Annotated in this window: 20 protein-coding genes; 14 read left to right on the plus strand and 6 right to left on the minus strand. The window is 46.0% G+C overall.

Features of this window, described 5'->3' with window-relative positions; all coding sequences use genetic code 11:
- Window positions 1-31: 31 nt before the first annotated feature.
- Window positions 32-1,174, plus strand: a complete 1,143-nt coding sequence (locus IPL85_04575; protein QQS19522.1) for an ATP-binding protein — start codon at window positions 32-34, stop codon at window positions 1,172-1,174.
- Window positions 1,175-1,392: 218 nt separating this feature from the next.
- On the opposite strand, the gene IPL85_04580 is transcribed toward IPL85_04575, so the two are convergent.
- Window positions 1,393-2,535, minus strand: a complete 1,143-nt coding sequence (locus tag IPL85_04580; protein ID QQS19523.1) for a hypothetical protein — start codon at window positions 2,533-2,535, stop codon at window positions 1,393-1,395.
- Window positions 2,532-3,683: a glycosyltransferase gene (locus IPL85_04585; protein ID QQS19524.1), complete on the minus strand. Its 1,152-nt coding sequence runs from the start codon at window positions 3,681-3,683 to the stop codon at window positions 2,532-2,534. The genes IPL85_04580 and IPL85_04585 overlap by 4 nt, the downstream gene beginning before the upstream one ends.
- 332 nt (window positions 3,684-4,015) lie before the next feature.
- Here IPL85_04585 and IPL85_04590 point away from each other — a divergent pair, with 332 nt between their 5' ends.
- Window positions 4,016-4,939 carry a DDE-type integrase/transposase/recombinase gene (locus IPL85_04590; GenBank protein QQS19525.1) on the plus strand — a complete coding sequence of 308 codons (924 nt, stop codon included), beginning with the start codon at window positions 4,016-4,018 and terminating at the stop codon, window positions 4,937-4,939.
- On the opposite strand, the gene IPL85_04595 is transcribed toward IPL85_04590, so the two are convergent.
- Window positions 4,870-5,496 carry a hypothetical protein gene (locus tag IPL85_04595; GenBank protein QQS19526.1) on the minus strand — a complete coding sequence of 209 codons (627 nt, stop codon included), beginning with the start codon at window positions 5,494-5,496 and terminating at the stop codon, window positions 4,870-4,872. The two genes, IPL85_04590 and IPL85_04595, sit on opposite strands and share 70 nt — an antisense overlap.
- 335 nt (window positions 5,497-5,831) lie before the next feature.
- Here IPL85_04595 and IPL85_04600 point away from each other — a divergent pair, with 335 nt between their 5' ends.
- Together IPL85_04600 and IPL85_04605 are read left to right on the plus strand one after the other, a co-directional pair.
- Window positions 5,832-6,890 (plus strand): transposase, encoded by a 1,059-nt coding sequence (locus tag IPL85_04600; protein ID QQS19527.1) that lies wholly within the window; start codon window positions 5,832-5,834, stop codon window positions 6,888-6,890.
- A gap of 210 nt (window positions 6,891-7,100) precedes the next feature.
- Window positions 7,101-8,141, plus strand: coding sequence for a P1 family peptidase (locus IPL85_04605; protein ID QQS19528.1), 1,041 nt, complete (start codon window positions 7,101-7,103; stop codon window positions 8,139-8,141).
- A gap of 35 nt (window positions 8,142-8,176) precedes the next feature.
- Here IPL85_04605 and IPL85_04610 read toward each other — a convergent pair whose 3' ends face one another.
- Window positions 8,177-8,473, minus strand: coding sequence for a hypothetical protein (locus IPL85_04610; protein ID QQS19529.1), 297 nt, complete (start codon window positions 8,471-8,473; stop codon window positions 8,177-8,179).
- 380 nt (window positions 8,474-8,853) lie between these two features.
- On the opposite strand from IPL85_04610, the gene IPL85_04615 reads away from it, so the two are divergent.
- The 4 genes from IPL85_04615 to IPL85_04630 all read left to right on the plus strand — a co-directional run bounded on the left by IPL85_04615 (window position 8,854) and on the right by IPL85_04630 (window position 14,573).
- Window positions 8,854-9,828, plus strand: coding sequence for an IS110 family transposase (locus IPL85_04615; GenBank protein QQS19530.1), 975 nt, complete (start codon window positions 8,854-8,856; stop codon window positions 9,826-9,828).
- Between the two features lie 185 nt (window positions 9,829-10,013).
- The gene (locus IPL85_04620) at window positions 10,014-10,784 is read left to right on the plus strand and encodes a DNA translocase FtsK (protein ID QQS19531.1); all 771 of its coding nucleotides are present in this window, start codon (window positions 10,014-10,016) and stop codon (window positions 10,782-10,784) included.
- A 186-nt stretch (window positions 10,785-10,970) separates the two neighbouring features.
- Entirely contained in the window at window positions 10,971-12,182 is a 1,212-nt protein-coding gene (locus tag IPL85_04625) for an ATP-binding protein (GenBank protein QQS19532.1), read from the plus strand.
- Between the two features lie 90 nt (window positions 12,183-12,272).
- Entirely contained in the window at window positions 12,273-14,573 is a 2,301-nt protein-coding gene (locus IPL85_04630) for an ATP-binding protein (protein ID QQS19533.1), read from the plus strand.
- On the opposite strand, the gene IPL85_04635 is transcribed toward IPL85_04630, so the two are convergent.
- Window positions 14,544-15,143: a hypothetical protein gene (locus IPL85_04635; GenBank protein ID QQS19534.1), complete on the minus strand. Its 600-nt coding sequence runs from the start codon at window positions 15,141-15,143 to the stop codon at window positions 14,544-14,546. The two genes, IPL85_04630 and IPL85_04635, sit on opposite strands and share 30 nt — an antisense overlap.
- A 410-nt stretch (window positions 15,144-15,553) precedes the next feature.
- Here IPL85_04635 and IPL85_04640 point away from each other — a divergent pair, with 410 nt between their 5' ends.
- Together IPL85_04640 and IPL85_04645 are read left to right on the plus strand one after the other, a co-directional pair.
- Window positions 15,554-16,021, plus strand: a complete 468-nt coding sequence (locus IPL85_04640) for an adenylyltransferase/cytidyltransferase family protein (GenBank protein ID QQS19535.1) — start codon at window positions 15,554-15,556, stop codon at window positions 16,019-16,021.
- 231 nt (window positions 16,022-16,252) lie between these two features.
- Window positions 16,253-17,452 (plus strand): CapA family protein, encoded by a 1,200-nt coding sequence (locus IPL85_04645; protein QQS19536.1) that lies wholly within the window; start codon window positions 16,253-16,255, stop codon window positions 17,450-17,452.
- Window positions 17,453-17,562: 110 nt separating this feature from the next.
- On the opposite strand, the gene IPL85_04650 is transcribed toward IPL85_04645, so the two are convergent.
- A complete protein-coding gene (locus IPL85_04650) occupies window positions 17,563-18,381 on the minus strand; it encodes a M15 family metallopeptidase (protein ID QQS19537.1) in 819 nt (272 codons plus the stop codon).
- Window positions 18,382-18,589: 208 nt separating this feature from the next.
- Here IPL85_04650 and IPL85_04655 point away from each other — a divergent pair, with 208 nt between their 5' ends.
- Genes IPL85_04655 through IPL85_04670 form a run of 4 tightly spaced genes read left to right on the plus strand, consistent with a single transcriptional unit; the run spans window position 18,590 to window position 22,976 of the window.
- Entirely contained in the window at window positions 18,590-19,543 is a 954-nt protein-coding gene (locus IPL85_04655; protein ID QQS19538.1) for an alpha/beta hydrolase, read from the plus strand.
- Between the two features lie 24 nt (window positions 19,544-19,567).
- Window positions 19,568-20,731: a glycosyltransferase family 4 protein gene (locus tag IPL85_04660; protein QQS19539.1), complete on the plus strand. Its 1,164-nt coding sequence runs from the start codon at window positions 19,568-19,570 to the stop codon at window positions 20,729-20,731.
- A complete protein-coding gene (locus tag IPL85_04665; protein QQS19540.1) occupies window positions 20,709-21,842 on the plus strand; it encodes a glycosyltransferase family 4 protein in 1,134 nt (377 codons plus the stop codon). Before IPL85_04660 ends, IPL85_04665 begins: the two co-directional genes overlap by 23 nt.
- A gap of 12 nt (window positions 21,843-21,854) precedes the next feature.
- Window positions 21,855-22,976, plus strand: a complete 1,122-nt coding sequence (locus IPL85_04670) for an AI-2E family transporter (protein ID QQS19541.1) — start codon at window positions 21,855-21,857, stop codon at window positions 22,974-22,976.
- The last annotated feature ends 34 nt before the right edge of the window (window positions 22,977-23,010 follow it).

The raw sequence follows: 23,010 nt of genomic DNA on the forward strand, positions 1-23,010 counted from the left end.
GATAATCATACTTTCTTGATATAATACGCGCATGTACATCACAAGACACGAACAATCACGAATAGAAAAAGTTCTACATAGTGGACTTGTTGCTATTTTATATGGTGCACGTCAAGTCGGCAAAACTACTTTAGCAAAAGAAATTGCTAAAGATTATTCAAATTCACTGTATCTTAACTGCGATGATCCAAACGTAGTGATTAGTCTTACGAACAAATCTGCAGTCGAGCTAAAATCATATATCGGCAACGCCGACCTAGTGGTGATTGACGAAGGTCAACGAGTTGAAAACATCGGCATAACCATTAAACTCCTCCATGATACCTACCCAGAAGTTGACATTTTAGTGACGGGATCTTCAAGCTTAGACTTAGCAAATAAAATAACAGAGCCACTTACTGGTCGGTCAGAAGAAATAATCCTCTATCCGCTAAGTATTAACGAAGTATCAAGCAATCGTGTTGAGATGGATGCAAACTGGCGCATTATGCTAGATAGGGGCGGATACCCTGCGATGTGGCATCTTTCAGCTCGAGATGCACACGCGCGATTGAGCAGCATTGCCAACAATTACGTATATCGCGATGCCTTTGGTCCCCAAGTTATGTTTGATCAGACCGTCATCAACGATTTGTTGCGTCTGCTAGCTTACCAGATTGGGCAAGAAGTCAGCTATGGCGAACTAGCAGCTAAATTGTCTGTGAGTAAAGAAACCGTGATGCGCTACATAGATTTACTGGAGAAAGCTTTTATCATCTTTCGCAGGAATCAGTACCGTAAGAATCAAAGAGTTGAGGTTGGTCGTTTACGAAAAGTCTACTTTGCCGACTTAGGCATCCGTAACGCAATAATTGAAAATTTTAAACCGCTCGAAACGAGAGATGATATTGGAGCTCTATGGGAGAACTTTTGCGTTATAGAGCGGCTTAAATATCTGCAGGCCGAAGAACGCAGGGTTCGGTCTTACTACTGGCGTAACGCTGATCAGCGAGAAATCGATATCATCGAAGAAGAGAATGAAGAGATACGAGCTTACGAATGCAAGCTTAATACTAAAAAACCCGCACGTGTCCCATTAGCTTTTAGCAAAATGTACCCTTCTCAAATATTTGATACGATTAATCCAGATAATTTTGCCGACAAACTCATCTCAAATCACGAGGCAACTACTTAAAACGATGGTTATGTTTAGTCTGGCACTTTCCCCATAATTGTCCTTCGTTTACTTATTAAATTAGTGTGGCTGTGATGTTTGTGGCACTGCGCAAATTCTTGGCAGTGATACTGGGAGCAGTGAGTATGGGAAATTGCCGAGTTGGTGTCACCCTCTAACTTTCCTTAACACCTTGTCGATTTTCTTGTCATTACCCCATGCTCGATGACTATAATGATTTACCGAGCGTCGAAAATACTGATCTTTATACCCTTTTGGTTCAAATCATAGACTAAGTTCGTAAATAACAGCTTATGATCCGATTGCTCATATAGACCGGCCTGCCAGTAAGACCAGTCTACCCCTTCTTTGGTTTCGATTTTATTTTCTGCAAATATATTGACAGTTACCTCATATTTATCATCTTTAAGGCGAGAAGCTTCGGTGAATATACTGTCAAGAGTCTGTTTCCTTTCGTCAGTAGTTATCGTAATAGCTCCCCCATTTTCTGCCTTCTTGTGTCGGTAGGATCCAGTATTTAGGATAATCTTGTTGATTCTTAAAGACTTAGCAACTTCTTCTGCTAGGTATGCTGGCGCAAACACTTCGGCGGAGATAACGCTACTGCGTGTATCGCTTTCTTCACGAGGGTGCCACGGAAAGCCTTGGAGGCCGGCATAGTCTACAAGACCTTCCTTGACTAGCCGAGTGTAAGCAAGCAGTTGTGGAGCCTGATCAGTCTCGCCCGTCTGTGAGTCAAGTAGTATGCCTGTTTGCGCTGCAGGGAATACTGTACGAAGCGTCTCAAAATACCTGTTGACAGAATTAGCGAAATCATCAGGATCTTTATTGTTGTTCCAGAACTCTTGTTGTGGCTCCGGAAAAGGTATCCAGATGCCCATTTGTTCATTTGTAACCCCATTTTTCTTTAGCCGAACAAAATAGTCTTTGATCCATAGGTCATAAAAACCGTTTGCATACTCATGAAAATCCACAAGTCCCCACTCGGTGTCTGGCTCAACAATCACAATAGGTTTAACAGAGAACTTGTCAAATTGCTTCAGCCTTCCGGCCATTGCGTCAGCCATAGTGTTTGCATCTTCGGTCGATATGGGCATATTAGTAAACACCATCAGGTTATCTACGAAAGCAGATTGGCACACATTTTCATACTCAACAAGTGCTTTGAGCTGAGGGTCGTTGGTACTTCCTCTTGAAGCGATTGGATTGTTTGTACATTTTTTACTGGCTAACTTTGGAGCAGATGCCGGCTTGTTTTGGAGAATGTAGCTACCTGTCAGCTGAAAAGTGACAACCTGAGCCGTTATAAAAACTACAACTGCTAGAATTATGTTATATACAATTATGTTTTTTATTTTCATATCTTCGCTCCGTTGCTATTTGATGAAGTACTGATGCCTTTTCTTTGCCAGCGTTGCCATGTAAGACCCTCCGCCCTTATGAGACTCGCGATTGATTTGAGGAGAGCCATATATTCTACCCAGACTAGGATATAGAATATCATCCAAGTAAATGGTGCCAGAGGAACAATCCACCAGTTCTTAGCTTTTTCTGTCATCAGCCCAACGACCAAGTACATTATGCCCATGAATAACGCGCCTAGAAGCAGTGAGCTATAGTCACCAGTGATGTAACTGTAAATGAGTAGTAGAGTGACACCTATTGGCTCAAAGAGGAGTTGTATCTCTGCTAGTAGTGCAAAAGGCAAAATAAACCACGTCATCCATTTGTTGTGATGCATTTTTGTAGACAGAAACAGCTTTTTATACCTTCCAAAAGCCTCAAATCTCCCTCTTTTCCAGCGCGTTCGTTGCTTGATCAGACCCATTATTGTACTCGCACCTTCCGTGTAGCATAAAGCATCATCAGCGTATACCGCATTATGACCGTTAGCGCGTGTTCTCATGGACATCTCTATATCTTCAGTGATGCTTGAAGTGTCAAAAAGGCCGATTTTATCGAAGACTGTTTCCTTTCGAAACGCTGCGCAGGCACCACCGTATATGTACTCTGCGCCTAATAAGGAATGAGCTTGTTTATGGTAAAAACCAAACAAGTACTCTAGTCTCTGTAATAAGTTTATGAAGCCAAATTCTCCGGCGACTTTGACATTGCCAACAGCTGCGTCTATTGATGGATCTTCAAAATATCCAACGATCCGCTCAACCATAAATTGATCTGCAATCGAATCAGCATCCATCGTAATTATTATTTCACCTTTAGTTCGTTCGATAGCGTGGTTTAGCGCGACACCTTTACCCTCATTTTTCTTGCTGTGGTATACGATTTTTTTCTTGTCGTTGCGTTTTCGTCTCTTAAAATTCTTAACAAACTGCGTGACTATATCGTGTGTAGTATCCGTTGACCCATCATTTACAACGATTATTTCTATGTTGGGGTAAGTGTTGCTAATAACAGATTTCACAGTGTTGATAATCCCGACTTCTTCGTTCCATGCAGGAATGATTAAAGATACCAAGGGTTCGAATTCTTGTTTACGATTCTTCACAATCTTGTATCTTCGTACGGACTCCTTCACTTGATGAAAAGGTGCGGTCAATAAAAATATGGTATATTTGAACAGCATTATTGCTGCGAATATTCTGGTGAGGTCACGAATTAGTGTATATATTAACTCGTTATCCATATGACTTTAAATTCTTTCTCCTACTTTAGCCAACGAAGCCTCAACGGTTCGGACTTTAGCATTTAAATCATCTATCAAAATGACTACTATCGCGGAAAATTCCCACTAACAATGCGACAAAGCGGAGCTAACTAAAGAGCGACACCCGTATACTTTCGTTTAGGACTAACTAAACAAAGGAAGGAGTTTCGCTCATGCGTACACTAACACACTACGAAGTAGCTTGGAATATGTCCCGAGCTGGTTCAACCATGGAACAAATAACAATCGTGGTCAGTAAGGACAGGGCTACCGTCTACCGCTGGCTGGCAAAGATTCGCCAGATTGGTATCCGTGAGTTCCACCGTCGCAAAGCAGCCTGCAAGGTGCGTCGCCCTAGGGCTCAGACTCCCGAATATGTCATCCAGAAGATTGTCGACATTCGTAACGAGTTTGGTTGGTGTGGAGCCAAGATACGTAAAGAGCTCAAAGAAAACCATGGTATTAGCCTAGCCCTCTCGACCGTATACCGGTACCTCCACAGACGTTTTACCAAAGCTGCTATTAGTGTGCAGCGCTACAAGAAGCACAAAGCCCTAGTGACGGCTCACGCACCGCGTGAGGTGGTCGAGCATGACACCGTCGATCTCGGTGGTGGCGTCTACGCCTACACCGCCATTGACATATTTTCCAAGGAGCCCAGCGTCTACATCGGTAATAACCTAGAGATGGCCACTGGTGCCACTGCCTTTACCAAGCACCACCAGTTCTATGGTCGCACCCTACTGCACCAGTCTGACGGCGGTAGCGAATTTCAGACGACCTTTCGTGAGGCCGTCGAGGCTGTCGCAGAACACCGCTACAGCCGACCCTACAAGAAAAACGAACAATCGCACATTGAGAACTTTAACAAATCACTGAGAAGCGAGTGTTTTCCTCGGGGTGACTACCAACAATCTGACATACCAAAGCTCCAGAAACAGGCCGACAAGTACGCCGAACATTACATGAACCGGCGCTGGCACATGGGCTTACCAGACCTCATGACCCCAGCCCAGTTTCAGCGCTACTACGCAGAAAGCCCAGAGACTGCTACACTGGAATTAGCGAAAGTATTACGAAAGTCGCGTTTGGGGTGAGATTTTACGATCGTAGAGGCTGAACGAGTTTTAGCTGATAATTCAGGTATATTAACTCTCGCATCCTTTACCTTGTATCCGAGCTGCCAGCCTTCGGTAGTGACGATGTTTATAAGATCACCACTCATGATATCTCCAATGTTTTGGGTAGTCGGCGTATTGGTTCTAATATAGATCACTGCCTCGCCGAACACTTTTTGTATTGGCTCCTCAGTGATAAAGGTATGCGCGATTCCTTTAGTAGCCTTCCACTCGCCATTCTCGACTCGTGAATCGACAATGTCATAGTGGGTCTTGCTTTCAGGAAACTTAATTTTTTTAGGGATACCGAAGCTTCCTTTTTCATATGACTTAGATTCTTGTGTGATGAGTTCTCTGTTGGCCAGAGCATCATCTGTTAAATCTACGTTGATTATTACGTCAGAGAGTGGTGTGTCGCGCCGGAAGATCACTTCAGAGGTATTGATAGTAGCGATGAGAGTAATGACTCCGATTGCTACCATCGTGATTGCTAGCACTGTGAAGTCTTTTATCTTTCTTATTTTAGATCTTGCCATAGACCCCTCTTCTTTGCGAGCTGTATTGTGCGATAGTCTACAAAAAATCGAATCATAGAGGCCACAATGTTAACAAAAATAACAGCAATAAAAATGCCGAATACTATAGAGAATAGTATCCTGAAGGGAGAAGCACCGAAGTTAATAAGACTTATCATTTATGTTAAAATATATTCTTTCCAGTCTACTATGATACAATCATCCTTCAAATCATTCAAGTTTAATTTCCTGAACCACCCACACTTCAACCCGGCGTAAGCCGGGCAACTTGTTTGTAGATAAAAAAGACGGCATACTTTTTCTTGGTCATCCACTAAAACAAACAAGGAAAATATATGCCGTCAACAGATATTGTACGTGACATGCGTACTATCATTCAAAACAAACTGCTCTCGAACGTGCCCAAGAAGTGGCATAAACAGTTTCAGTTTGGCCTACAAGCATACAGTCTACAGACGTTCCAAAGTGCGACGGGCAACGCCCGTCGAGTAGAGACTAATGTCAATACAGCTGCTCGCAAGAGTGAGCGGTTGCTTGCCAACCAGAACTTAGCTAACCATCTCGGTAGGGTATTTGACTGTCTGGGCTTGGTAAAGCCAAGTAGTCTGGTCAACGTCGACCACTCTGACATGAACGGTCTCATGGCGCTGGTGGGAGCGCTGCAAACCAGGCTTGGCCGAGCCATTCCTTGCTTTGTGGAAACCACCTACTCTGACCGTCTTAGTGCACGAAAAGATGCCTCACCCAGGAAGCGAGCATTGCGAAAAGCTAGAGCCGAGGAACGCCAGTTTCGGAGCCTGACTGGCCATACTATTGATGCCCTCCAAGACTTTGCAGACCGCTTGGGCTTCTGGCCCAAGCTGGTATTTGATCGAGGGTTCGGTAACGAATCGATTGTGACCCACTTGGTTGCTGAGGGTGCCACTTTTTACATACGGGTCAAAGCTGGCAGGTATGTCGAGTTTGACGGCCAGAGACAGAAGATCCAAGACCTAACGGAGAAAGACACCACTGTCTGGTTGTATGGGCTCAGCTTGCGAGTTGTCCGCTCGCGTAAGGACGGGAAGAGTGACGAACCCTGGTACATTCTGACCAATGACATGACCAGTAGCCGCACCAAACTTGTCCGGATTTACTACCATCGGTTCGAGATTGAGGAGAGTTTCAAAGACCTCAAACATGTCCTTGAGTTTCGTCGTACCCGCCTCAACAAACCCAACAGTTTAAAAGTTATCCTGTGGCTAATGTTCCTTGGCATTGCCTTGCTGTACATAGCTACCAAACCAAGCAAACAATACCAACACCCGAACCCCAAGAAACGCACTTCTTGGATTAGAAGTGCACTTGAACAATTACACCAGGCCTATGGCCTGCTGCTCTGGGGTGGGGGTTGAAGTGTGGGTGGTTCAGTTTAATTTCGCGAAAGCGGGTCAAATAAGGAGCCCCCTGACGTTGATCAATGGGACGAACGATATTGACACGGGACGTGCGCTCTTATAATGAGGAATACAGAAGAAGGAAGAACCTTAAATTGCAACATGTTGAGTTTGCTTTTTGAATCAATGCTATATTCGCATCATAATGAGCTCTGCTATGATTGAGTTATGGATAATAAAACTCTGACAGCTATTAAAGGCGTGAAAGTTGGTCACGCAACAGACGTAGATAATTTGACGGGTTGCACGGTCGTTCTCTTCGAAAAAGACTATCCCGTCGCCTATACATCCAATGGCGGCACACCTAGAACGTACGACACGACAACCCTTGAACAAGGTAAATCATTTTATCGGAAGCATGCTTTGTTCATCGCCGATGGCGCGCACCTTGGCCTGGAAACTGCTGCGTACATAGCAGAAGCACTACGTGATCGTAATGTTGGCTACACGATTGGTAAAAACATCATACCGTCTATTTCTGGCGCATGCGTTCAGTCGCTCGGCATGTACGTAGCAAAAATAAATCCAAAGTTTGGTATCGATGCAGTCAATAACGCAACAACCGAGCCTGTGCAATCTGGAAATGTCGGCGCTGGTACTGGTACGACAGTCGGTAAGTTCTCATTTAACCCTGGCGGAGTCAACATGTGCATGAAGGCCGGAGTTGGTTCAGCAAAAATTGAACTTGGCGGCGGCGTCATCGTTACGGCACTGACTGTAGTAAACGCCATGGGAAACATTATTGGCGAAGATGGTGCTATCATCGCTGGCAATAGGCATGACAATGACGACTCAAAATACAGGACATTTGAAGGATTTAGCAACTACATTACAGAAAAATCAAATACCACAATCTCCATCGTTGGTATAAACGTTACACTAAACACACAAGAAGACTTACGGCGCGTTGCCGAGATCGCGACACACGGTCAGGTGCGAGCTATCAACCCGGTCAATACTTCGCTAGATGGCGATACGGTATTCGCTTTCTCGACCGAAGAACTTGCTCCACATCTTTCGCACATTGGTGCGGTAATTGAAGATGGCGATTGGTACAAACTATATGTCGATGTGATTGCTCAAGCAGCAGCAAGAGCTGTTCAGAAGAGTATTTACGACGCCTGCTATTCGGCGGAATCGATACTGTATAAATATGCCCATGAAGGCAAAATACCGTCTGATAAAGCACATTCTGAATCGAATTCTTAACGAGCCTTTTATCGTCATGCTCAGGACTGGAAAAGTTACTCGATATTATTCTCAATTATCTCACTCCAATCGATTCGACCGAAAGCGGCTCGTAGCAAATCCTGCCACAGACACGGTTCGTCAATCTGGTCGTCAAGCTCGTATCGTAGCATCATCTCAAGCCACTCCGCCTGTTCATATGTCCGCCACATGTCCTTGCTGAGTGCTTCTTGCAAAAGTGCATAGTTTGACTCATCGTTCGTGAGCCACAGATTTGCGAGCCATGTCTCGTAATTACTCCACCCGTTATACTCGGTGACTACAGTTTGTGATTGCATTTCTGCTACGTTCATTGTTATTTCTCCTTTACTTGTATATTCATACCTAGCCCTCACATCTGTTAAGGGCTACACTAAAGGATGGTATGGAGGACAATCGCTATCTTACTTGGGAGTTGCCTCAGTCGGCAGCATCTCGTCGTAAAGTCTATTGCTTCCTGCATTCTGGAGATAACAATCTATGATGAGGTTATACGAGAAAAACCTTGGTGTTTCACCTCTGTTCTGACGTGTATGTCGACACAGACAGGAGGTGTACCAAGGCTCTTCTACGGTCAATAACGAACAAGTCTATTGTATCCCCATTGCACCTTTTTTGGGAAGCGGATGCCGCCATATCTTTTACCACTACATAATCTTGGGGCTCACTATGTGAGCCGGAGGAGTTATTTGTTATGACCTTTTTTATTGGCTGTGATACGGCTAAAGCGAAGCTAGATATCGCCGTGGTTAATTCTGTGGGGCGTGAAATGCCCGAGTTAACAGCAACCATACTAAACGAACCGAGAGACGTCGCTACTATGCTCTTGACGCTTTCTGGTGCGTATCCCGACGATGAGTTCGTCTGTGTGGTGGAAGCTACTGGATGCTACCACTTGGCGTTTGCTGATGCGTGTTTCGATCTCGGTATCGTCTGTCGCGTTTACAATCCACTCATTACTAAACAGCAGATTAGAGCATCGGTACGAGGGAAGAAAACCGATCGAACCGACGCTCTCATGATCGCCCGACTAGGACTACGTGGCGAAGGTAGGCCATATACACCCGATCCGTACAAAACCACCAAGTATTATGGTCGTGGCTGCCAACGACTATCTGTGTTGAACAGCTCGTTCCGGCAATACAAAAACCACTTCAGTGCGCTCGTTGACGATACAATGAGCGATGAGCTGAGAGAAGTGCTTGACGGTGTTCAGGTAGCCATCAAAGAAGCACGGGCGCAGCTCTACAAAGACTTAGCGGTTTCGGCGGATGGTATAGTTTTTCGCCGGCTTCAAACTATACCGGGCATCGGACCGTACGTAGCTGCCAGTATTATTGGTGAGGTACAAGACATGCGACGTTTTACTACTACCAAGTCTATTATTGCTTATGCTGGACTCGACCCTCGCATTAAGCAAAGCGGCAAAAGCTTAAACAGCACGGGGCGGTTAACGAAACGCGGTTCCAGCTATCTTAGACGGAGCTTATTCATAGCCGCTAACATAGCCAGACAACACGACCCATACTTCCAGGCGCTGTATGACAAGAAAAGAGCTGAGGGTAAGCGGTACACGGTCGCCAACTGCGTTGTTGCGCGGAAGCTCCTCACTATTGCGAGAGCGGTATGGATCACCGAGAAAAATTACGACCTCAGTTTTTGGGATTAATGTGTTGACTTAATATATGAGGTCTTTACGTAACGGAGTTAAAACACGGTGCCGCATGGCAAATCTGTCAAGGTGGAGCGCCCCTTGACGTTTACCATTGGGACGAACGACCTTGACGGGTTTGCTCGGTACGTATAATGAGGCAGTACGTAAAGGAACATGATATTTTCAGCTATAATCTAGATATGAATGATGACACGACCCTTCAGTTCCTCGTAGGCACTACCGACGACGGCAAAACAGTTTACGGAGACTTTAAAAAATCAGGTCACTTTATATCGTCTGGACATGTGGGATCAGGGCATGCAAGCTACGACGAAGCAGCCTTCGTCACAAATCTGCTACAAAACTACTCACCTGATGAATTGCAGTTCGTCATGATTGATCCTAAGCAAGTACAACTGACTCCATATGAGGGTATCTCGTATTTGTGGCGACCGCTATCTCTTACGCCCGAAGATGCAAAGTCTGCAGTAACCGACTTGATAGAAGAGATGGATAGACGATTCGAACTATTTGCTGATGCTAAAATGAACAAAATTGCTGAGTACAACGCAAAGACCGAAGACAAGCTCCCGTTTATCATCCTACTTTGCACCGAGATTGCTGATTTGATGATGGTAGATAACAAGTTCTATGGTGATGCGTTCAACAAAATCTGGATGCTGGGCCAGGCAGTTGGAATTCATATGTATATCGCAACACAGCGTCCAAGCGAGGATGTGCTTCCAGGTGAATTGATGGGTGGCGTATCTGGCCGACTTGTATTTGCAGTAGCGTCTGCTTCTGACAGTGAATGGCTACTAGGCGACTCGGGTGCAGAAAAAATTACAGGGCAAGGTCGCCTCATATTTGCCGAATCAGTTGTAGCGCCGAAACAGAATGTTATGGCCGCCTATGTCTCTGACGAGGAAGTCATTAGAGAAGTTAATCGGATAAAAGACCTCGAAAAATAGAGTTTGCTATAATCTAGTTAGAAGATTCGTGTTCTAACGCTTGCGAGAGAACAGGAATCTTCTTTACTAAAAAATGGCGCAAAGCGCAGCTTGTATCCATAAGTACCACTCTTTCCAAATCATAACGAAATAGTATGTTTGGAAAACGCCCTTTACAAAACTTTAGTTAGCAGTATAGTAAATAGTATGATCCCACGCGAACAATATCTGCAAACACTACGTCAGTTTAAAGACAAAGACGTGATCAAAATTGCCACAGGCGTGCGCCGTTGTGGTAAGTCAACATTATTTGCGTTATTTCAGGATGAACTTCGTCAATCAGGTGTCAAAGACTCCCAGATTATCACCATAAACTTCGAGTCGCCACGCTACATGCTCGAAAACATCAATTGGCGTGACCTCTGGCAGGATATCACCGAGCGGCTAAAGGGCGTCAAACATGCCTATGTCTTCCTGGACGAAATCCAAACCGTACCAGAGTTTGAAAAACTCGTCGACGGACTTTATGTCGAGCCAAATATCGACCTATACGTCACCGGTTCAAACGCCTACTTTTTATCATCTGAGCTTTCGACCGTGCTGTCGGGGCGTTATATCGAGATCAAAATGCTGCCGCTATCACTTGCCGAGTACGCCACGGCATTTCCAAAGCAAACCGACCGTCAAAAACTCTACAGCGACTACGTCAACTTCGGCTCGTTTCCGTATGTCCCAACCCTTCTCAAAGAAGGTGAAGCAGCGGTCGACACCTATTTGCAAGGCATCTACGAAACGGTTCTGTATAAGGATATCATCGCTCGGCTAAACACTGAGGACGAGACCAAAATGCTCAATCTCGTCAAATTCACCATGGACAACATCGGCAACACCACCTCGCCGCGCAAAATTGCCGACACGATGACCAGCAACGGCGACAAGATATCCCACCCCACCGTCGACTCATATCTAAATGCCCTGACCAAAAGCTTTTTGCTGTACCAAGTGGATCGCTACGACGTGAAGGGCAAAAAACTCCTGCAGCGCTATAGTAAATACTACCTGGTTGATATCGGCCTGCGCCAGATGATACTGGGACGAACCATGAGCGGTGACCGTGGGCATATCCTCGAAAATATCGTCTTTTTGGAACTGCTGCGCCGTAACCGCCACGTTTGGATAGGCAAAAACAACGATACCGAAATCGACTTTGTTGTCCAGACCAATAGCGGCGATACCGAATACTACCAAGTCGCCGAAACGATGCTAGGTCCCGAGACACGCGACCGCGAGACCCGTCCCCTCCAAAACATCAAAGACCACTTTCCAAAGTTCATCCTCACCATGGACGCCGGGGAGTATAGCGATAGTGGCATACGACAGCTAAATGCCATTGACTGGCTACTTGGCGAGGACCGTTGAGCCTATGAAACATATAAAACGCGAACAGATACGAACCAGTGGTTTATCGGCTATAATACAAGTAATGATATGTAGTGAAAGAGGGGTATTGTGAGCAAAAATATTGTGGATCTTATTAAATTTCGTCAGTCAGCACTCGATAACTCGTCGAAAGACGACGTCCTAGAAATCAGCCATTTATTCCGAGACAGTATCGACCCCGAACGATTTTTTAGCGAAAGCTACTTTACCGAAGGTATCGACGTTCTGCTCAAAACCGCCTTTGCCCGCTTTGCCGGTCAGGACGACCACGGTGTCGTAAAGCTCACCCAAAACATGGGTGGTGGTAAAACCCACAGCATGATTACCCTGGGCTTGCTTGCAAAACACCCCGAACACCGCAAGCGATTCCTCGGCGACAACTCATTTGAAGGCGACGTACGAGTTATCGGCTTTACCGGCCGTCAAACCGACACCAACCTCGGTATCTGGGGCGAACTCGCCAAACAGCTCGGCAAAGAAGAAGACTTCAAAGAATACTACAATCCACAATTTGCTGCACCTGGCTCCGAAGCCTGGATTACCATGCTCCAGGGTGCGCCAACGCTTATTTTGCTCGACGAGATCCCTCCCTACCTCGTGAACGCCAAGTCAAAAACTGTCGGCAACTCCGACCTCAGCCAAGTCACCGGTATCGCACTCTCGAACCTTTTTAATGCCCTCAACGACAGCCGCCTTGCGAATGTCCTCATCGTTGTCGCCGACCTCGCTGGTAGTCACGCCGAAGGTAGCGAGATGATCAAAGAGGTGATAAAAAACCTCGGCAGTGAAATGCGCCGTGTGTCACTCGACCTTACGCCTGTTAATAACCAATCAAACGAACTGGTAGAGATACTTAAGACTAAACTTATCGAAGTTATGCCTTCTGAGGATGCAATTCGCGAAGTTGCAGATGAATACAAAAAAGTGCTGACCGAAGCTAAACAAATGGGCCTCGTTAATGTCGAGCCAGCCCAGTTTGCATCGCTCATTGTTAAAAACTATCCGTTTCACCCATCGTTCATCGACCTGTATAACCGGTTCAAAGAAAACGAAGGCTTCCAGCAGACGCGCGGCGTTATCCGCCTCGTCCGCAGTATGGTACAGGATATCCACGAAACTAAAGCAAACTTACAACTTATTTCACCGCAAGATATCAACCTGTCGAACCAACGTCTCCGTACCGAAATAGAGCAGCTCAATCCGTCGCTGGCTCCTGCTACTCGTCACGACATCCACAACCTCGACGGCAACTCGGTTGCGCAGCTCAACAGTGCCAAGCGCGGTGATGTGCTTGTCGAAGACGTCGCCCGACTACTCCTCGTATCGTCACTTTCGTCTGTCCCAAACGGCCTCAAAGGGTTAAATGAAACCGAGATTACGGCAATTATCGCCCGTCCAGGCGTCAAGGTCACAGACATCCGCTCGGCACGCGAGCAGCTATACGGCGAAGCCTGGTACCTCGCGACCGACAAAGACAACCGCCTGTTCTTCCAGCAAAACCAAAACTTGAACGCCCAGCTCAAAGCATTGGTCGAGAGTTACGACGAAGAAAGCGCCCGCAAAGAAGTGCGCGCTTACCTAGAGAGTGAGCTCAAACCGACCGTTGGCGACTTGTATCAAAAAGTCCAGGTCTTCCCCGGTATCGAAGAGTTCGATATCAATGCCAAGCAAGTGACGCTCATCGTCACCGAGCCAAGCCACTTCGAAGAAGGCTTGTCGCACGAAGTCCGCCAGTATTGGAGCGAACACTCATACAAAAACCGCTTTTTGTTCATGAGTGGCGAACGTCAAACGTGGGATAGCCTGATCGAAGCCTTCAAGGAACTAAAAGCCGTCAACACTGTCATCAGTGTCATGATCGACGAGCGCGCCTCCGAAAGCGACCCGCAGTACAAAAAAGCCATCGACAAACGCGACAAAACCTACATCCAAATCACCTCGGCAGTCCGTGAAACATTCATCACGCTGTACTTCCCTCGGGGCGACAACAGCGGCGATCGGCTCGACAAAACCGAGATATCATTCCAGTTCACCGGTAACAACTTTGACGCCGAAAAGCAGATCCGTGCCGCACTCATAGAAGAACGCAAATTCAGCACGTCACAAGATATCGAGAGTGCCAGCTTCCGCGACAAGGTAGAAGAGCGCCTGTTTGGCTCACAGCAAAAAGAAATCAACTGGAACGACCTACTCAACAATGCAGCGGCCAACTGTTCGTGGTCGTGGCACCTCACCGAGCAACCCAAATTCCGGGGCTCGCTACATCCAACTGTTTTAACCGCATCGCACCCATATCTACATCTGCAGGCGCAAGCAGCAGCGTCCACGCCTAGCTGTGAGTTAGTTGAAGTAGTAATCTTTGAACCGTAGGATAAACAGCACAATCATAACTGCATAGACAAAGACGACTACATCAACATGATGCTTACGTCCAAACTTTGTAAACTGGAGTGTAGACTGCTTAAACCTTCCCGTAGCTGACTGCAAGTAGTACAGCAGGCCATACCAAAATATAGGCACGATAACTACCCAGCCTACGACACAGAAAATACAGATTTTTCCTAAAACGTACAAACTGACCCCAAAGAACCAAACGCTAAATAAAATCAGAACCAATGAGACAGCCATTACAAAATGACGATACCAACCCAAAAACCTTCCTCCGGACAATAACACTAAGCCACTTGTGGCTAATATTGAAAAGAACACCATCCCTAAGAATGCGTTGGGAAAGCCCATGACTGCGGCTAGTCGATCGCCGAGCACCCCACTACAGTTTACGATTGGGCTTAAGTTACAACCCAAGGCAAGATCAGGATTTTTTAGCATGTGCACCCGTTCGCTGGCCTGCCAAGCCATGGCTATTAACCCTGTAGTTCCACCAGCAGACAGTATAAGATCGTAAAGCCGCTCAAGTTTCAGTGTACCTTTACCTTTCATTAATCTAATAATATTACTTTATGTTCCTAAGCGCTATACGTGTTTACCTAGCCAAAAAAAACTAATTTCTCACATTATGTTTGTGTGATAAAGATCATTGCTCATACGTACCACAGATGATAATTTTCACTAAATAGAAGATGGTAAACTTAGATAGCATAACAACAACGCAGGCCGTATTATTGGCGGTAGCTCTCGTGTGGGACATGGTATGGAAGGGCTTTGCCCTCTGGAAAGCTGCTAGAAATAGCGATCAGGTGTGGTTTGTTGTTATTATAATTATTAACAGCTTGGGTATATTACCGATACTGTATTTATTATTTCGTAAACCAAAACTTACAAAAACGCATTGACCGTGCAGGTACAGGCAGTTATTCTCAGTAAAAGACAACACAAAGAAAGTGACGTTTATGATATTAAAATACGAAGATTTAGCAAAAATACGCGCCAAGCACCGTGGTGAGAAAATTGTTCTCACCAGCGGTACGTTTGATTTGTTTCATGTTGGCCATTTGAGTTATCTTGAGCAAGTGAAGCAGTACGGCGATGTGGTGGTTGTTCTACTCAGCGGTGACAGTAGAGTTAAGGGCAGAAAAGGATCAAGCCGACCAATCATTCCTGAAGTAGACAGGGCGCGCATATTGGATAGTCTCAAGATAGTTGACTATGTTATTGTGGACAATTCAGAGTTAAACCCGAACGTAACTGATTATAATCACCACGAGATCCTCCGGAAACTACAGCCAGACTATTATGTGACTGATGGCCCAGACCCTAGATTCGTCGATTTAATGGACAAGTCTAAATTCATCATTTTAGAGCGAACGCAGCTAGACACCTCGACCACTTCTATCATTGAGCAAATACAAGCGCTCTAGAACGCCCATATCGCACAAGTCAGCTGCTTACCGGCAGAGCCCTGTTGCACTGCTGGCTTATTTAAGCTCATCACGCATTACCCATTACCCATGACCTAGTACATCATCTGCGCCTATGCCCTGTTGGGCTGCTGCGATACTTTTGAACTGCGTTAGAGCAGAAAATGCGAGTCATTGTGAGCCACGCGGTTTGGAGTTCTTTTGTATAAGACAACGCGCTATACTTTTACCATGAAGCAACTTGGCCGCAAAAAAATATACCTTTTGCTGGTTCTAGTGGCTGTAGCGTTAGGTTTAGGTTCTCTCTACGCTTGGGATCAATCTCATAAAGTTGAAACAGTTATAACTGCGACACAAAAAACACAGCTAAAACCGCCCGAACCGAGTGGTGTGCTGAGGTTTGCGGCAATGGGAGATATGCTAGCACATGATAGTGTGATCGCGCAGGCGAAACGTGGTGAGACATATGACTTTAAGCCGTATTTTGCAGGCATTCGTCCGTTGTATGAAAGTGCCGACGCTGTTTTTTGTAATGCCGAGGGTTTGACAACTGGCGCGCAATTTGGCGTGAGTGGCTACCCTTCTTTCAACGCGCCGACAGAATTTGCTCGTGACCTTGTCGAGGGCGCGGGTTGCAACGTGATTGGGCTGGCCAACAACCACATGAATGACAAGGGCCAAACGGCTATTGATGCCAACGTAGCGGTGTGGGAAAATTTGCATTTGTTGGCTTTCAGCGGCGCAAACCGTTCGCCAGAAGAACAGGCCAAAGTGCAGTATTTTACTAAAAATGGTGTCAAAGTTGGGTTTGTGGCGTTTGCTGACTATAGCAATAACAAAAACCTTACTTCCTATGGGGTAAATATTTACCATAATACCGATCTGGTCAAACGTTTGCTCAGCGAAGCCCGAGCAAATGCCGACGCAGTGATTGTGTCAGCACATTGGGGGACGGAAGATGCAAATGTGGTAAACGCTGACCAGACAGCCGCGGCGCAACTGCTTGCTGATAGCGGTGCCGATGTGGTCATAGGGACTGGTCCTCATGTGCTACAGCCTGTAAAAATAGTTGCCGCAGCGGATGGACGCAAAACACTTGTGTGGTATAGCATAGGCAATATGCTTTCATCACAACTGAAGGCTAACGAGCTAACTGGCGTGATTGCAGGTTTCACACTCACGCAAAAAAAGGATGGCGGTGTGCTTGTGTCTTCTCCAACTGCACAGATTACGTTTATGAGCTACGATTGGGCAGCGGCAGACAAAACGGCTCAGCTGCTTGAGACGCGGTCAAATTTGCAACTTCGTACGCTCAGAGATAGTGGAGATACGTCCGTGAATATGTTCGGTTCGCAGTATACGCAGGCCGAACGGGAGAGTTATGTACGATCTACGCTAGGAACTGAAGCGGCTGTTGTCATTACGCCATAGCCGCCGCTTCCTCAAGGTGCTAGCACTGGTGCTGAAAACCAGCCGGAGCTCGGTAGTTATCATACTCGGGACAATAAACTACCAGTCGTGGGTTAAGCAGAATAATTGTGTTAGGGGGCAGTGTTAGTTTTATTTAGTTCACTTAAGGCTGTTTGGAGGTAGGGATAGGCTTCGTCCAGTGTCAGGTTGTTTTTATGTAGAGCGCTAGCGAGGTCATAACCGACATAGCGAAAATGCCATGGTTCGTATTGGTACTGCGTAATCGCAGTTTTATCTGCCGGGTAGCGCAAGATGAAACCGTACTCATAGGAGTGAGCGGCTAGCCATTTGCCTGCTTCGGTGTCGCCAAAGCAGATTTCGAGGTAGCAGACGCGCGAGGAAAGGCTTATATCAAAAGCAAGCCCTGTCTGGTGTTCGCTTTGCCCTGGTTTAGCGCTGAACTTGTTTGCGGACTCTTCACCGTAAAGACGAGAGTAATTTGAAAAGTATGTTTGTTGCAGAGCATACGAACGGAAGCCACTGGCAAGCATAATGTCGTGTCCGGCTGTACTAGCTGCAGAAAAGAGGTTTTTTACCGAGGGCTCAATATCTGAGCGCAGTGACTGCTCTGCTACAGATTTGTCGCTACGAGTTTTAACATCTGGAACACTTAAGTTTGCTGGAACGTAGTTGGGGTCGGCGAGGGGATGCGCCTTGCTTACGAGCACCCAAAGGCTGCTCGGTGTGTTGTAGTCTTCGTGGAGTGCGTCGAAAGGAGCTTCACCCGGGATGAGTATTTTGACAGATGTGGGTTTTACAGGGGATGGCGCAGCGGCAGTTTTTGCCTGCTCTGGCTGCTTCTTTGTAGTTGGTGCTGATATGACCGTTAACCCACCCAGTACAAGGGCTACCAAAGTAAGTAGTACTACTGCCCAGGTCTGTTTCTTCATACCAACTAGTATACCCGACTCACGCCAACCAAAGTAGAAGTTGCTTTTCCCCCGCAGTAAACAGTTCTCTTGAATCCCTGATGGATGACTTTGGATTACCTGCTAGTGTGCGCTTGCCAGCAACTATTTGTTCGCGAAGATTATAGGGGCTTGTCAGTGGGCGCCAAAAAACGTATGATAACAGATAAGATTACTAAAACGAGGGGTCATGACAAACAAAACGTCTGCAGCTGACTACATTGAGCCGTTGCATATAAACGGTATGCGCGGCAGAATGATGTTTTTACCGGCTCGTCATAAAAATGCGCGTAATATTTTGGTTATTTATGGCCATCATTCTTCGCTCGAGCGCTGGTGGGGACTGTCGCAAAATTTTAATATCTACGGAGCAGTGACCGTCCCCGATCTACCTGGGTTTGGTGGCATGGACAGCTTTTATACTATCGGCAAGCCGGCGACACTAGATAATTATGCCGACTATATGGCTGCGTTTATCAAGATGCGGTACAGACGGAAAAAAGTTAGCATTGTCGGCATCTCATTCGGATTCTTAGTCGCCACCCGAATGCTGCAGCGGTATCCAGAACTAGCAAGTAAAGTGGAAGTGCTTGTTAGCGCTATGGGATTTATGCATCGGGATAATTTCAAGTTTTCTCCGGCACGATATAGATTTTATAAATATCTTGCAGAAGTTGTTTCAATTCCGCCATTTCCGATTATTTTTAGACACACTGCTCTAAGCGAACGGGTGCTTCGTGCCGCTTATGCACGGACGAATAACGCAAAGCATAAGTTTAAACAGGCAAATAATAACCCCGATATATTTAACGCCATGATGGACGTAGAAGTTACCCTATGGCACAAGAACGATGTCAGGACGCATATGCGGACGACTGTAGAAATGCTGACTGTCAACAACTGTGAGAAAAATATTGATTTACCTGTCTGGCATGTGTTTACGCCACATGATAACTATTTTGACAATGAAGTTATAGAACAGCAAATGCGCGTGGTATTTGCAGACTTCTTTCCCGCCTCTTTACAGTCAAAGACGCACGCCCCTAGTGTTATTGCCACTAAGAAGGAGGCCGCTGCCTTCATTCCAAGAGAGCTAAGAAGTGCATTAAGGCAGTCAGCTAGTAAAGAGAAAAAACGTGCGTAAGCGAATGGTATACTAGGATATAGTATGAAAATTGGATTGGTTTGCCCATACAGTATTGCCAAAGGTGGCGGTGTTCAGGAAGTTGTAAAAGCTTTGCAGCGAGAATACATAAAGCTTGGGCACGAAGCTATTATCATTACGCCTCAACCGAAAGAACCCTTTACAAATCGGGATCACAAAGTTGTCTTTATTGGCACTTCGACAGACTTTAAAGCTGCTGCAACAACCACACAAATCAGTGCAAGCATGCTGACCGATGAAATCGATAGCATCCTCGAATATGAAAAATTTGACGTACTACATTTTCATGAACCGTGGATACCCGTGCTGAGTAGACAAATTTTAAGCCGCAGCCAGTGTCCTAACGTTGCAACGTTTCACGCAAAGTTGCCGGAAACTATTGCGAGCCGAGCGCTGGCAAAAGTTATCATACCCTACACAAAACCATTACTTAAGCACATAGATGCCTACACAGCCGTGTCTAATGCAGCTGCCGAGTATGTTCGATCGCTGACTGATGCTGAAATTCAAATCATCCCCAATGGTATTCACACAGGACATTTCCGTCGCCCTGCTCACGCAGCTCAGGTTTCGCACAGCGGCAAGACTATTTTGTACATTGGTCGTCTTGAAAAACGCAAAGGTGTCAATTATCTCTTACAAGCGTTTAAGCTTCTGCAGGAGCGACAACCCGATGTGCGTTTGGTTATTGCTGGAGACGGCGTTGACAAAGAAAAACTCGAAGAACTTGCCGAGCAACTAGAAGTAAAACAGGTTAGCTTTTATGGCTACATTGACGACCGCACAAAGTTGGAATTATTGCACGCCGCTGATCTGTTTTGTTCCCCGGCAATTTATGGAGAAAGTTTTGGAATTGTGCTGCTTGAGGCGATGGCTAGCGGGCTTGTTACAATCGCGGGTAATAACTCTGGATACGAAAGTGTTATGACCGGGCTGGGACAACTTTCACTTGTCGACCCGCGCGATAGCAAAGAATTTGCTCACCGCATGGAATTGTTACTGAACGACTCAGGTATACGAGATCTATGGATAAAATGGGCGAAGAAACATGTCAGGCAGTTTGAATATCACAAAGTGGCTGCAATGTATCTGGCATCGTACGAAAGAGCAATTAAAGAATTGGCAGATAACCCAAGGAGGAAACGTGAAGATTGGCTTCGTTCTTGACGACACACTAGATAATCCGAATGGTATTCAGCAGTACATGCTCTGTGTTGGTCGGTGGCTTCAAAAACACGGGCATGAAGTGTATTACATTGTTGGGGAGTCACACCGAACCGATGTTGAAAATATGTTTAGTGTAAGTACTAACATAAACGTTCGATTCAACGGAAACAAGCTGTCTATGCCAGCACCGGCCTCATATAAAAAGCTGCGTTGGCTGTTGGACGATCTAAAACTTGACGTGCTACATGTACAAGCTCCGTATAGCCCATTCTTGGCCGGTCGGCTTATTCGCAGCGTAAAGCCTTCAGTTGCGGTTGTTGGCACTTTTCATATTTTGCCGTATAGCCGTGCATCACGACTGGGAAGCGACATACTGGGGAAAATTAATACCTCGACCGCGAAACGTTTTGACGCTATGATGGCGGTCTCAGCCCCTACACAAGTCTTTGCCGGCAGGTATTATGGTTTTCGCAGTATTGTAGTGGCGAATCCGTTTTATCACGACCAGTTCTCTGTTGCCAGACGTGGTAAAAACAAACCACATGTGGTCAAAAAAATAGTTTTTTTGGGTCGACTTGTCACTAGAAAAGGTCCACGGGAACTACTGGAGGCCGTTGCTTTACTTTATAGCACCAACTTGACCAAGGTAAAATACGAAGTGACAATAGCCGGACGGGGGCCGCTTCTAAATGAGCTGAATCGGTTTGTAGAAAAACAAGGACTTTCAAAAGTAGTCACTTTTACTGGATTTGTCGAAGAAAACAAGAAAGCAGAACTGTTAGCTAGTGGTGATCTAGTCGTTTTTCCGAGCACATCTGGTGAAAGTTTTGGGATAAGTCTGCTTGAGGGTATGGCAGCGAGCCAAGGTGTTGTTTTGGCGGGTGATAATTTGGGATACGCCTGTGTTGTCGCTGACAAAAAACAGCTTTTCAACCCGCGAGACACAGAGGCATTTGCAAAACTACTTGCCAACTGGCTGGACGACGATACTGGTCGGGAATCTATGGCGCGGCTACAACAACAGTATGTGCGCCAGTATGATATTGACGAAATTGGTCCTAAAATTGTTGCAGTGTATAATCAAGCTTTGCAAAAACGACCTCGGTCATGACATAATGCTTTTATGGCAAGATTATTTCCAAAAGAAAACTCAGATTTTGAGGTAACAATATCAACTCATACCATAGTGCGTGTTATTTCACTCACTATGCTTACGATACTGCTCTTTTTTGCTATTAAGCAAAGCGCAGGTACGCTGACACTTATTGGAGCAGCATTTTTCTTAAGCCTGGCACTGAACAGTCCAGTGCAATGGCTAGCCAGTCGCTTGCCTGCAAAGAAAAAAAACCGACGTTCACTCGCTACTGGTATATCTATAGGGGTTATCCTACTAACGCTTACAGGATTTTTGGTCGCAGTTGTTCCGCCAATCGCCAAGCAAACTGCCGGATTTTTTAGTGATTTGCCGCAGCTTATAGATGATACACGTAACGGCGAAGGTGCACTTGGGGCGTTTGTAGAAAAATATAACCTAGATTCTCAGGTCGAAAAGCTGTCATCTCAGCTGTCTACTCGACTTGACGATGTCGGTGGTTCGGCGGTAACAGCAGTTTCAAAGATCGGCAGCAGTATTTTTGCTGTGCTAACCGTTATAGTTTTGACTGTGATGATGCTTGTTGAAGGCCCGAAATGGGGAAAACTACTTGAGGGGCTACTACCGGTTGGTCGGCGCGAATGGGCTCATCGCCTGACGGGGGATATGAATAAAGTTGTGCGCGGCTATGTAAACGGTCAGGTCATTTTGGCAGCTGTTGCCGCAGTTTTGATTGTACCCATGTTGTTTGCTATGCACGTTGCCTACCCACTCGCGCTAATGGTCGTTGTCTTCATATGCGGTCTTATACCAATGGTCGGCCATACCATTGGCGCCATTATTTGTACACTGGTAGCTCTTTTTACTTCACCGGCCGCGGCAATATTTGTTCTCGCCTACTACATTCTGTACCAGCAGATAGAAAATTACGTTGTTCAGCCCCGTGTGCAGGCCAACTCAACCAACATGTCTCCGCTACTCGTGTTTGTAGCCGTCCTTATGGGCGCCAACTTCGGTGGATTGTTGGGCGCGCTTGTTGCTATTCCGGTAGCCGGATGTCTCCGCATTCTTGTTCTCGACTATTTAGAGCGGCGGGACATATTGTCTCCAGCTACCGTTGAAGACGCTAAGACACGCGGCGGCGCACTATAAGTTTTTTTAGATAGCTCAGAAGCCGGTGGTGTGT

The organism is Candidatus Saccharibacteria bacterium, assembly GCA_016699955.1.
Taxonomy (GTDB): Bacteria; Patescibacteriota; Saccharimonadia; order Saccharimonadales; family UBA4665; genus JAGXIT01.